The 12,322-nt window shown below is 45.7% G+C and carries 9 protein-coding genes; 3 read left to right on the top strand and 6 right to left on the bottom strand.

Translation table 11 applies throughout. The features are described 5' to 3' along the window. Positions 1-44 precede the first annotated feature (44 nt). Together M0413_RS19365 and M0413_RS19360 are read right to left on the bottom strand one after the other, a co-directional pair. On the bottom strand, positions 45-569 hold the full coding sequence (locus tag M0413_RS19365; protein ID WP_088586078.1) for a hypothetical protein: 525 nt from the start codon (positions 567-569) through the stop codon (positions 45-47). A gap of 10 nt (positions 570-579) precedes the next feature. After that, positions 580-1,401, bottom strand: a complete 822-nt coding sequence (locus tag M0413_RS19360) for a cytochrome c3 family protein (protein ID WP_037414755.1) — start codon at positions 1,399-1,401, stop codon at positions 580-582. 443 nt (positions 1,402-1,844) lie between these two features. Here M0413_RS19360 and M0413_RS19355 point away from each other — a divergent pair, with 443 nt between their 5' ends. The 3 genes from M0413_RS19355 (at position 1,845) to M0413_RS19345 (ending at position 4,597) form a co-directional block, all read left to right on the top strand. Beyond that, positions 1,845-2,588, top strand: coding sequence for a winged helix-turn-helix domain-containing protein (locus M0413_RS19355; RefSeq protein WP_069453440.1), 744 nt, complete (start codon positions 1,845-1,847; stop codon positions 2,586-2,588). Further along, entirely contained in the window at positions 2,581-3,111 is a 531-nt protein-coding gene (locus M0413_RS19350; RefSeq protein ID WP_037414709.1) for a hypothetical protein, read from the top strand. The genes M0413_RS19355 and M0413_RS19350 overlap by 8 nt, the downstream gene beginning before the upstream one ends. A gap of 85 nt (positions 3,112-3,196) precedes the next feature. Next, positions 3,197-4,597 (top strand): hypothetical protein, encoded by a 1,401-nt coding sequence (locus M0413_RS19345; protein WP_037414753.1) that lies wholly within the window; start codon positions 3,197-3,199, stop codon positions 4,595-4,597. Here the strand turns inward: M0413_RS19345 and M0413_RS19340 are convergent. From M0413_RS19340 to M0413_RS19325, 4 genes are all read right to left on the bottom strand, one after another. Continuing rightward, positions 4,578-6,815 carry a PAS domain-containing protein gene (locus M0413_RS19340; protein WP_188869829.1) on the bottom strand — a complete coding sequence of 746 codons (2,238 nt, stop codon included), beginning with the start codon at positions 6,813-6,815 and terminating at the stop codon, positions 4,578-4,580. The two genes, M0413_RS19345 and M0413_RS19340, sit on opposite strands and share 20 nt — an antisense overlap. A gap of 134 nt (positions 6,816-6,949) precedes the next feature. Next, positions 6,950-7,654 carry a TatD family nuclease-associated radical SAM protein gene (locus M0413_RS19335; RefSeq protein WP_037414706.1) on the bottom strand — a complete coding sequence of 235 codons (705 nt, stop codon included), beginning with the start codon at positions 7,652-7,654 and terminating at the stop codon, positions 6,950-6,952. Between the two features lie 168 nt (positions 7,655-7,822). Next, positions 7,823-11,029, bottom strand: a complete 3,207-nt coding sequence (locus M0413_RS19330) for an efflux RND transporter permease subunit (RefSeq protein WP_249555340.1) — start codon at positions 11,027-11,029, stop codon at positions 7,823-7,825. After that, positions 11,029-12,240 (bottom strand): efflux RND transporter periplasmic adaptor subunit, encoded by a 1,212-nt coding sequence (locus M0413_RS19325; protein WP_249555338.1) that lies wholly within the window; start codon positions 12,238-12,240, stop codon positions 11,029-11,031. The genes M0413_RS19330 and M0413_RS19325 overlap by 1 nt, the downstream gene beginning before the upstream one ends. Between the last annotated feature and the right edge of the window lie 82 nt (positions 12,241-12,322).

Below are 12,322 nucleotides of genomic sequence, written 5' to 3'. Positions count from 1 at the left end.
ACCTAGAGGTGGATGCCTATTTGATTAGGAGTCGATGAAAAGGATTACAACGGAACGACTGGAACTAAGGTCAGTTCATTATTGGCTTTGGTACCATAAATTTGAATCGCGACTTTAATTTGCGCCACGGCGCCACTTGGGTCCTGTTGCTGCCAATCAAGTCCTGCTATTTCAAACTGATACTGACCATTTTTTACCTCGGTTAATTTACCGCTGCATTCACCTTTGCTTTGGCAACGATAGCTTTGAGTGACATGCCAACGTTTCCATGCTTTAGCATTTGACGACGATTTATTCTTGTCAGGAAAGCCAAAATAGTAAATATCGTAGTTTTTAGCCGCAGTGATTGCCGCTTGTGACGCATCAGCCAATGTAAATAACAACGTGCCGGTATTGGGATCAAATTGCTTTACAGCCAGATTAATTTGCGTCGCCTCGTCAATACTCACGGTTTTTTCGACGGGCGGAGGTGGTGGCGGAGGTGTGATTTCCTCTGACTTGTTATCGTCACTACCACAGCCAGCAAGGGCAAACGAAGCTAGGGTTAACGCAAGTAATGGGTATTTCATCACTGCCTCCTTAATTAAAATGTCCAGTGTGGCAAGTGGTACATTCCATATCCGTTTTAACGCTTGCTGCCGAGCCTAATGTTCCAGTGCTGCCATGACAAACTTGGCAATCCTGAGCCTCAAGTGAAGGTTTGCTACCTGGTAAGGCACCGATATTCTCTCCTTGATGGGCACGGTTTAGCAGTTCGACTAGGTAATACGCCATGGAAGCTGATAGGCGATAACAGCGTTCACCTTTTTTAGCAAAGGGTAGGCCTGATGCCCTAGACCAGTTACTAATAGAAGAGTGGCACAATACGCTCATGGCTTTTGATGAACTACCAACCAGAGCCGTTTTTTCTGCGGTTGAGCCTATGCCTGCAATAAATTCAGGGGAAGATAAAGGTAACGTTGTATTTTCATAATAACGGAATGTGTTAGCAATCACTGCGCTGTTCTGACCATTAATATCATCTAAGATATTGACTAACATACCGATAGCGTTGAGGTTTCCACATAAGGTGCCTTGGCCTGTGACCCCTGCAAAACCATAACCAGCAAGCGCGGTTGGGATAGTTTTAAACTTATCAGCATCGGCACTATTAGATTGCGCTAGCATAGTGACGACAGAGTGAAATACTTGGTGCATACAGCCACCACCTGTCTCGTAGGCGAGTTTAGCGGTTGCCATGGGGTCTAGTGGTGCGTATTTGAGTTTTTCGCCGAGTGCTAATTGATATTGACCGTCGGCATTGGTCGCCGCAAAGGCTGACGTACCCATTAATGTTGCGCCCGCTGCCGCTGTGCTAATACCGATAATACGAGTTAATGCTTGGCGTCGATTAATGCTCATCATAAATTCCTCTTTAGTAATTGCTTTTATTTATCAATCAGAAAACTGGGTTGATGAAAGCCATTCTAGGGAGCTAAAAGATAAATAATGTGATTTGCCAGAGAGGATATTTCCCTTATTAGTGAAGAAGGTGTCGTTGAATTTTTAATTGCTTTATAAGGTTGAATTTTGGGTAATAATTCGCTTTTTTAGATTGAAATTTGTGCTGACACACATTATTTGTGATATTTATGTAAATTTGTAAGCATTTATCAGCCAACGCTGTTGTTTGCAAATACCATTTACATCTGTGAACTAAAGCAGATTTTTATTTTATACACCCAACCTGCGGCTTATCTCACGAAATGTAATTATTTGCCGCCTTGGGTTAACAGGATCACAGTAATCATTAGAAGCCTTGCATAGACTTAATTCCATGATTTTATAGGCTTGGGGTTTTCTTTATGCAAGTGGGGAGCTGTTGGTTTGACAAAGAGCGTGGTTTGCTCGTCGAACAAGCTCGGAATGAATCTTGGCACCTTCCTCGTGCTGAGTTACAGGTGTTGACCTTATTGGTTGAACATCAAGGTAAACTGGTCTCAAAGCATGAGCTTAAGACTGGTGATGGTGAGCACCCACCGCTAACAGATACTTCACTCGCTCGCGCAGTATTTATGATCCGCTCTTTTCTTGGTCCGCAGTATGAAGGGCTGATTGAAACCGTCAAAGGCCAAGGTTATTTGCTACACAATACCCAAGGGCAGCGGTTAAAAAGCTTTCATTATCCTCGATTACAGTCACTACCTTGGTGGAGTGCGCTACTGGTTTTTGGTTTTATGCTGGCGATTTCGGGTTTTTATCTTAGCCGAATTGATCATAGTGTGCCGACTGAACCCTTGTTATCGACAGAACTTCCTTTGGCATCAGGACAACATATTCGCTTGCACCTTTACGCTAATTCTAAAACGAACAATACCTTATTGTTTGAGTTAGGCGATCGATTGGGTCAGGGACTAAGCCGCTGCGGACAGAGTGATTGGTCCGAGGTTTATTCTTCTCTTTCACATGATAAACAAGTGCTTAACATTACTTTGCGCGGCCATAAGCTCGGGCAGTCCGTTATTCGAAACTTAAAGATAAGTGATTTTAGACGCCCTAAAGAGTTTATTGATGCACAGTGGCTACAGGAGATTGGGATCTGTGGCTAAGTGGCTAAAGTGGACGATAAATCTCACGATTCTCACTGCGCTGATTGTGGCTTGCGGGGTGATTTATCTGCAATCAGTCTCAAATAAGGCGGTAATCCTCAATTGCAGCTCCGAACTTTTTGACCGTCATGCTCAACGGGTTGAAGATGGTAAATACTATCTTTTAGTCGATGTGCTGATCTCCGCGGGCAATGCACAGATTAATTATCGATATTTTAACCTCGATGGCTCCAGTGCAGGCACCATTCTGATGCAGGGCGAAGTGCAAAATATGGAGCTCAATCGTATGGCCTACAACGTGTCGGTTAAGACCAAGACAGAATCTGAGGAGGTCGATAAAAAACATTGGCCAGAGCATATGAAGTATCTGTCTTATATTAGTAGCTTACATTTTAGTGAGTCAGGCAGACATAACCTTAGCATTGAGGTGCTTGATAGTGACCCAGACCAAGACTACGCCGTGGTATTGTTTCAGCCCAGTAATACGGTTTGTGGTTGTCGAATCGTCAATAGCCGAATTTAATCAGTGAATTTAGCGCGCTTTCGGTTTAGATTGTATTTTCGATGGTGTTAATGCTGACTCTTTGGCTCCAATCATTAAGGTTTTTGTGTTTAAGATACGTGTCAAACAAGAAGAATCCCTGTCGATTAAGTTCAGCCACCAGATGGAAAAGGGCGATAATCGTCAGCTTGACCTCTATTTCTTTTTACCTAAGGAAATGGGCATAGGTGCGCACACCTTAAACGAAGAAGAATATTATCATAGCGCCATTGTTGGCCGCCGTTCTTACTATTCCGAAGGTTTGCATTTACCGCTCGTACAAGGCCGTTTTGCTAGTATGAATCGCCGCACTGTGGAAGAGTTTAGGCTGTACTTAAACTTGTTTGCCTACCAATTTGCGGTAGCGGTTGAAAACGATGTCAAAGAACTCAATCGGATTGCTGATGTTGAGCATTTTTATCTCGCACTCGATGAGTTGTGTGAACAGATAACCCAATTGCTGAAAAAGTTTCGCCGTAATGAACCAGGCGATGCTAAATGGAAATCCTATTTTGAAAATGCGGATAACTATCTGTCTTGGTTTTGTGAGCAGCAACTGCTAAAAGTATTAGCCCACGCTACCCGTACCAGTGACTTTTCCGATATTCAAGAGCGAGTGCTAACTCTTTGTCGAAATGAATCAGCCTATCGTGATGCCAATAACTATAACTCGGCACAGACAAAACAAGATCCTAATCGAATTTCGAATAAGATGCTGTTATTACGGCGTTTGATTCAGCAAGGGGTCGTACTTAAAGAAGAGTTAAAACCGCTGGGGATCGGCCTTAAAAAGTTCACAACGGGGCTTGCCACGGCATTAGTGATGTTGGTGGTGTCGGCGCTGATTATTGAGGCACAGGGCGTTTTTAGCGGTTTTACTATTGCCCTCGTATTGACCTTAGCGGTGATATACGGATTTAGGGAAATCTTTAAGGACGATGTGCGTAATGCTCTTTGGCGCTTTATTCAGCGTGGTCGGCCGCGGTGGAGCCGTATCTTAAGGGATACCACTAGCCAGGCTGTTATTGCTAAACAATTGGTGTGGTTGGAGTTTATGCGGCCACAGGATTTACCCGAAAAGGTCAATGAAATCCTAAAACACCGGCATAGCCAGAACAAAGTCGATGCCGAGATCCTCCATTACAAAATTGCGACTCGGGTAAATCAAGGCGAGTTTCAGGCCGGCTATTCAACAATTCAAGAGCAAGTCAACTTTAGTTTTGTGCCGTTTGCCCGCTACTTAGAGCGGGGCAAAGCCAAGATTTACAAGGAGCTTGAGGGCAAAATCAGCCATGAGTCGGTCGAGCGTCGTTACCAGGTTAATCTGATTTTAGTGCTACGTGATGGCCGTGAAGAGCCGGAATATGCTCGCTATAAAATCACGATGAACCGCTCTGCGATTATCGAAATCACCCAAAGCCAACTGCCAGATTCTTTTAATCCGCCCGTTAAGACGGCTGGCGAGTAAAAGCCTGGCCGATATTCTGGTCGTTATTCTGTTTTGCCCGTTTGAGTGCAACCTCGGCATTGCTGAGGTATTGCTCCAGACTTTGTCCTTCTTGATAGCTAGCTATGCCGATGCTGATCCCTTCACCTAAACCGTTGCTGTTAAGCTTTTCTATGGTATTAAGGGCAAAGTGATGTGCCGCTGTTGCATCGGTATCTGGAAGTAATAACAACAGCTTACCCAGTTGCCAATGGAGTATTTGATAGTGGGTTGGTATCTCAAGTAATAGCTGAATTTCCACTTCTTGCTGGCGATTTTCGAGTTGATCGATATCGCTCATGTGGCTCAGCAATCCCTCTGGATTAATGTCCATCACGAGTAGACTCGAGTGGTTACGGCTTTGGGGCGAAAGTGAAGCAAAATAGCGTTCTAAATCTGACAGGTGCTGCAAAATCGTGCTGCGATGTGGCACAAAACTGCGGGGTTCTGCGCCACGTTGGCCATCGATAGCTTGTTCTAAGGTACAGATGATGTAATCAATCTCACCGTCAGTCGCGACATGTCCCTTGAGGGTGGCCTGTAAACAATTGGAGTGACGTAGATTGGGTGAGCAAAGGATCTGGCCTTGCCATTGGCCTTGCATGCTGATTTGGGCAGTGATCCGTTGCCATTGATTACCTAAATCGTTAGACAGCAATGACGCTAAATCATGATTCAGATCGCCGTTGAGTTGCATGAGCTGATCAAATACGGGGTTAATTTTTATCAACTTACCATTGGCATCCGTCAGTGCGGTCGCCACCGTGGTATCACACAGCAGCTCACTTAAGAATGCTTGGTTCTGACTGTTAATAATGGCGCTGATATCTTCAAGCGTGATCAACATATGGGGTAAACCTCGCCCTAATCGCGGGGCTTGTCGTACGTTGACTCTTAGTGTTGAACCCGTTTCATTGTCGAGCGACAAGTGACCAGACCATTCACCCAATCGGTGCACTTGTTCGAGGATTTGCGTGTGCGTTAGATCATCGAGATTTAAGGCACGTTGCAGACTTCGATCGGTTAGTTCATCTTGGGGAACTCGAGTCGCTTCGGCCGCTTTAGGGTTGGCACTGATAATGCGCGCCTGTTCATTGGCTAATATAAAGCCTATTTCACTGTTAAACAGTGAGTTTGCAACGTCAATGCTGTATTGGCGTGAGCGATACTGTAACCGATACATGTGGCTAAGTAGAATGACCCAAGCGGCCAGTAACGTCAGAACTAAAGAAGCGACGATAACGATGTTCTGCCACTGCGAAAACTTTGAGGCAATATCGTCGTTACGGATATAAGAGAGTAAAAAATATTCCCGGCGCAGCTCGGGTTGGTTAGTGAGTTCAACTTTAAGGTAAACAAACGTCGCATCTTCACCGTGAAACTGGCCAAAGTTGCTCATCGACATTTCGCGCCATAGTGCCGGATAACTTTGGCGTAAACTCGCGCCTAAGGTATCAGGAATATGGGTTAACGGAGCAAGATCACTCACCCCTGCATAGAGTAATCCTTGGGTATCCAGTACTAACATGGGGGATTTATTGCTTGAGAAAGCCGGTTTTATCGCCTCTAACATCTGTACCATTGAATTGTAGGTAACGAGATAACCTAAAGAGCTTTGATCGGGTTTTTCTAACCAAGTCATTTGATACATATAGGGTTCGAGCATGCCATTGAGTGGCACAAACTCTAAAGGTGAGGTGAACACTTCTTTTCCACCTAAATTACGGCTAGAACCAAGAAGGGTCGCTGGAAGTGCATCCTGACTAAAGTTAGCCGGTGTTGCAAATTTATAATTTCCCTGAGGGTCGAAGAGGGCAATCCCTAGTAGTTCGGGAATATGCTCAACGAGTTCTTGCCAACTTGCCTGTAATTTTTGCTCTGCTGCAGGAGTTGGATTTTTAAGATATTGATTGAGTAGTTCATCCTTGGCGAACAACTGAGTGCGAAACTGCTGAAAGGCAACCTTATCTGTGATCAGCGTGCCTATCGTTTGTAATTCGCTATATCTTTGAGTTGCCCATTCTTCCTGTAACCTACGCTCACCTAAGGTAATGATTAAATTAGTTAAAATTATCATACCTATCACAAGCATCGATAACTGACTCGCAACAGCCAACAGGCGTTGGTGAGACCAATGCAGCCCTTGGGTCAATGAAAGTAATGGTGCGAGTGGATGTAGGCTTGGTTTGTTCTTCAGCATGGGCCGATTTTGAGTTGATGATCTGTTAATTTGGCTATGTTAACACGAATGAAATGTTACGACAGTGGCAAGTTGCTCGGTGATGGCGTTATCCCGAGCAAGAGATTCAATCTAGTGGAGAGTCAAGGAGCTTGCTAGCCGAGTGTGCCGAGTACTCTGTGTTTAAACTCGCAGCCAGTTGCGAGCACTTGCTCACGACAAAGGTCGATATCTACTCCATCTAATCCTTCAATCGCTGAGACTTGCACTCGCTCAATATAGTGGGGTGCGAGGGCGATAAAGGCATTTACCGCGGCATAGGAGTCTGCAAGTTTAGGTCGGCAATGTTGGTTATAGGCCGCCTCATTATCGGCATTGAGTGAGATAGATAAGCCATCAACACATTCAGCCAGTTCGGGCAGGATGTTACGTCGATGCACAAGATTACCCAATCCATCGGTATTGACCCTAACTCGACCGCCACGACGTTTAATTTCCTTGGCGACGGCAAGCAGCGTTGGAAGATTCATGGTCGGCTCGCCATAGCCACAAAACACATATTCCTCAAAGTCTTCCACATTGCCTAACAGCGGGATAATTTCCTCCGGTTTGGGCTGGTGGGTTAGTGCCAATTGATATTCATGGATTTGCTTGCTGCCATTGTGTTTCGGACAAAAGACACAACGCAGAGTACAGCGGCCAGTGATGTTGAGATAACGGCTTTTACGAATGTCGTAGACCAAGGTTTCGGTTGCGCAGGTCTCATTGGTACAGACTTCTGCGGTAGTATGGCCATTGGCTAAGGTCTCAGTGGCGATGAGCGGTTCAGGTTTGGCTCTAGCAGTGTGTGAGTTTGGCATACAACGACTTTATTTGGGTCTAAGCGATAACTTAAGGTGAGTGTAACCAATGCCCATAGGGATAACTGCCACTTAGATCGCACTACGCGTTTTAGAATGACGCACTGCAAAAGCAAAAGAGAGCCTAAGCTCTCTTTTTATGGGATTTACATAGATTACAGACGATAACTAATCCCGCTTATAGTCTGACTCATGTATGACATCCAAGGAGATACTGTGGCTCTCGTTGATATGCAATGGAGTATCCTGTGTTTTTTTCGGACGCCACCACCAATGGTAGAAGCGGCTACCAACGCGCTTAGCATCATCAAGTATGATATACAGAAGTGGCACTAGGATTAAGGTCACCACAGTCGAGAATAGAATACCGAAGGCGAGTGAGGTCGCCATGGGGATCACTATCTGCGCCTGTAAGCTGCGCTCAAGAATAATAGGTACTAGACCGACAAAGGTGGTCAATGAGGTCAAGATTATCGCCCTAAAACGATAACATCCTGAATCGACCGCAGCTTGCCTCACCGATTGACCTTGTTCACGAGCTCGGTTAACAAAGTCAACTAAGATCAGCGAATCGTTCACCACGACCCCTGCAAGTGCAACGATACCACAAAGACTCAACACACTCATGGCAAGCCCTTGGATCAAATGCCCAAACAGGGCGCCGATAATCCCAAAAGGGATCACTGACATAATGATCAGTGGCTGGCTGTAGGATTTAAGCGGCACAGCCATCAAGGCATAAATGGTAAACAGCGCAAAGAAGAAACCTTGTATCAATCCGACCATGGCATTCTGTTCATCCAAACTGCCACCATCGAGAGTCGTTTGAATCTTAGGATATTTTGCCTGAAGTTGCGGCAAGTAATCTTTCTGGATTTCATTAACGACTTTAGAAGGTTCAACCTTGTTTTTATTCGCATTAGCGTTAATGGTTATCGCTCGCTTACCATCGACACGGGTAATAGACGCATAAGATTCACCCTTTTCGACTTCAGCAACGGTGGAGAAAGGTACCGACTTACCTTGCGGCGTTCGGATCAACATATTCTCCAGATAGCCAACGGTACGACGCTGTTCTAAGGGATAGCGAACCATGACTTTGATTTCTTCTTTATTACGTAAAATACGTTGTGCTTCATAACCGTAGAAGCCGTAACGGACTTGGCGTGCTAAATCGGATAAGGTTAAACCTAATGCTTCCGCCTCGGGGCGGATTTTTAAACGGATCTCATGGCTGCCCGAGGAAAAGTTATCGGCGATATCATACACTCCCTCGTAGGTCGCTAGCTTTTGCTTAAGATCGCGAGCCGCAGCTGATAATTCTTCTAAATCGCTTGAGGTTAATCTAAAAGAAATATCGCCACCACCGCCGCCACCGTTACCTCTAGCGTTAAAGTCGAGTTTCTTGACTGACAATAACTCGGGCAATTGTTCACGCCACTCGGTAGCAATGGTTTCACCGTCGACATTCCGATCTTCACCCTTAGTCAGTTCGGCAAAAATAAAGGCAGAGGTGCGTGAGCTCATGTTGATAAAGCTGTGTTTCACTACTTCGCTGCCGTTATCTTTCTCCATTTTAGCGTTCATTTTGTACAGGGCTTCTTCAATCTCCTGTACCACTTTAAGGGTGTTTTGTTCTGAGCTTCCCTCATCCATTTCTAATTGAACTTGGATAAAGTCGGAAGGAATATCAGGGAAGAACACCCAGCGCACTTTCCCGCTTGCCACTAAAGCGACAGACAAAATCAGCACACCTATAAAGACTGCTACTACGTTATAGCGATGCTGGATACAGCGCTCGAGGAAGTTGCGGTAACTGTGGTGAATAAAGTGTTGAACACGATTGTTAAATTTTTCTTTAAAGCGCCCAAAGAAACCCGTAGGTTCCCCTGGCTTTTTAAACTTCATATGGGCCAAGTGTGCTGGGAGAATAAATTTAGATTCAACCAGTGAAAATGCCAGGCACATGATGACGATCATGCCGATGGATTTCCAAATAATTCCCATCGGACCTGAGACCATTAGCATAGGGATAAAGGCGGCTATGGTGGTTAATACCCCAAAGGTGGCGGGCATGGCGACCTTTTGCGCACCGCGGATCACATTGTCAATCGAATGTCCGTGGCGTTCGACCTCACTGTAAGCACTTTCCCCTATAACAATTGCGTCATCGACCACTATCCCCAAGACCAAAATAAAGGCAAACAGTGTCAGCATGTTGATGGTCATGGAGAAAGGTTCAAGCGGCATGATCAGCATTGTACCGAGGAAGCACACGGGGATGCCCATCATCACCCAGAAGGCGAGTTTAAGATCGAGGAACAACGCCAAAATCACAAACACTAACAGTGCGCCATAAAACATGTTCGACATCATCATGTTTAAACGGCCCTTGAGGTAATGAGTTAAGTCGCCCCAAGTATCCAATTGAGCATTCGCAGGTAGGGTTGCACGACGTTTCTCGACGTAGTCTTTTACCTGCTGAGCAATATCGAGGGCATTTTGATCGTTGACGCTGGTGACTTCGATAATCGCGGCGGGTTTGCCGTTAAAACGGGTGTACTCTAGACGCTCTTCAAAATCGTCCTTAATGGTGGCAACTTGCGGTAACATCACCCGGCTACCGTCGGCACGGGTAGTGACAACGATATTGGCAAAATCATCGCCCGTATAGGCTTGACCTTTAGTGCGCAGCAGAATGTCGCCATCTTCGGCGCGTATCGAGCCGCCTGGTAAGTCGATGGAGGAGTTTTGTACCGCCGTTGCGACTTGTGAGAAAGTTAAGCCGTATTCCCGCAGCTTATCTTCCGAGACTTCGATACCGATTTCATAGTCGCGAACTCCCGTGACTTTAGCACGGGTTACGGCGGGGAGCTGGGTCAAATCATCACGCACCGATTTGGCTAGCTCCTTCATATCGTGTAGTGACATATCTCCGTACACCGACACCCAAATCACGTTGTTTTCAGGCTCGATTTTAAAGATTTGTGGTTTTTCGATGTTCACCGGGAAGGTGGAAATCGCATCCAGTCGTAACTTGGCTTCATCGAGTACGATTTGGACGTCGTAGTCGTCTTCCACTTCTACCGTGATTGAACCAACACCTTCACTGGCAACCGAGGTGACTTTTTTAATGCCGTTGATATCTTGAATGGCTTCTTCAATCTTGATGTTGATGCCTTCTTCGATTTCCTGTGGCGCAGCACCTGGGTAAGCAACGGTAATACTCAATAAATTCAGGTTGAAAGAGGGAAATACCTCTTTATTGATCAGCACTGTGCTAAACATCCCGCCAATCAGCAGTGCCCACATTAACAGGTTCGCTGCCACGCTATTGCGGGCAAACCAAGCTAAGATCCCTTTTTGCGTATCCATTATTTTACTCCAGTGGCCGCAAGACTCGACTCAGGAGCATCTTCCTTAGGCGTCTGCACTGGTTTTGTTTCTTCGCCTATCACTTTGACTAATTGGCCATTGGCCATGTTATTAAAGTGAGTGATAGCAACCCGCTCACCGGTTTTTAAGCTGTCCTTGATAAATACGTTTTCAAGATCGCTACGCACGACATTCACATGGCGCATTTCGACGATATTGTTATTGTTAATCAAGGCGACATGCTCATTGCGTACCACATGGCGAGGCAGTTTGACTATGCCATCGACGGTGCGGCCCTTAATCACGGCGTTCACAAAACTGCCGTATTTCAGTGGTAAACTGCCTTGGGTTTTGTGCTCTCGCAGGTAAGGATCTTTTATCTCGGCGACGAGGTAAACCATGCGGTTATCGGCATCAATCACCCCTTCGCTGCGGATAATATTGCCTATCCAGGTATTTTCCTTGCCTGCCAATGAGGCGCTTAAGGTGACTTGGGTATCGGGATTATCGACGGATTCCAAATAGGCCAAATCATCGTTAGAGATAGGTAGGCGAATTTCTGCAATGCGGGTGTCATACAGTTCACCAAGATTTGTACCTAGGGTAACGTATTGTCCTAAGTCGACATTTCTTGCCTTGATAATGCCATCAAAGGGCGCACGAATAACGGTACGTTCTAAGTTACGCTGGGCGCGAGCTAAAGCCGCCTGCGCATATTTAACGTTAGCTTGTTCTTTTTTCAATTGAGGGATGCGCAAACCGAGTTCAGGCGGCAATCCTTTGTCGTAACCCTTAAACTCAATTTTGGCAACTTCGCCGCGGGCGATTTCCTCATTGAGTGCTGCGGTTGCTTGAGCCAATGTCGCTTCGGCTTGCATTAAGTCGGCTTCGTAATCTGAAGGTTCGATCTGGGCAAGTTGGTCGCCTTTTTTCACTATGCCACCGGCAACAAATTGAGGTGAAATCGTCAGCATCCGCCCTTGTACTTCAGTCACCAGTAGCGTTTTATATTTGGGCGTGACAACACCGTAGGAGGGTAAGTTAAGCGAAACCGTTTGTTGCTCAACCCGGGTGACATCCACTATCGGGATCGGCATTTCTTCGGGTTTCTGCTCAGGTGTCTCCTTGGTTTTCATCAGCAAACCAGCGCCAACAATAAAGAGCAGTAAGATAAAAAAAGGAGATAATCTCCTTAGTAAGGTTTTGATCATATGATTGTTACATCCGTGCTAAATCGCTTAATGCGCCTAAAGTATCAGAGTCAGGCTGCGCAATAAATTTATTTTTGTAAAT

The sequence above is a fragment of the Shewanella sp. 8A genome, assembly GCF_023475945.1.
GTDB classification, from domain to species: domain Bacteria; phylum Pseudomonadota; class Gammaproteobacteria; order Enterobacterales; family Shewanellaceae; genus Shewanella; species Shewanella xiamenensis.
This window is presented reverse-complemented; position numbering and strand designations above follow the sequence as displayed.

Coding starts and splice junctions, on each gene's coding strand:
- M0413_RS19355 (WP_069453440.1), top strand. CDS start 1,845: ATGCAAGTGGGGAGCTGTTGGTTTGACAAAGAGCGTGGTTTGCTCGTC.
- M0413_RS19365 (WP_088586078.1), bottom strand. CDS start 569: ATGAAATACCCATTACTTGCGTTAACCCTAGCTTCGTTTGCCCTTGCT.
- M0413_RS19360 (WP_037414755.1), bottom strand. CDS start 1,401: ATGAGCATTAATCGACGCCAAGCATTAACTCGTATTATCGGTATTAGC.
- M0413_RS19335 (WP_037414706.1), bottom strand. CDS start 7,654: ATGCCAAACTCACACACTGCTAGAGCCAAACCTGAACCGCTCATCGCC.
- M0413_RS19340 (WP_188869829.1), bottom strand. CDS start 6,815: ATGCTGAAGAACAAACCAAGCCTACATCCACTCGCACCATTACTTTCA.
- M0413_RS19325 (WP_249555338.1), bottom strand. CDS start 12,240: ATGATCAAAACCTTACTAAGGAGATTATCTCCTTTTTTTATCTTACTG.
- M0413_RS19330 (WP_249555340.1), bottom strand. CDS start 11,029: ATGGATACGCAAAAAGGGATCTTAGCTTGGTTTGCCCGCAATAGCGTG.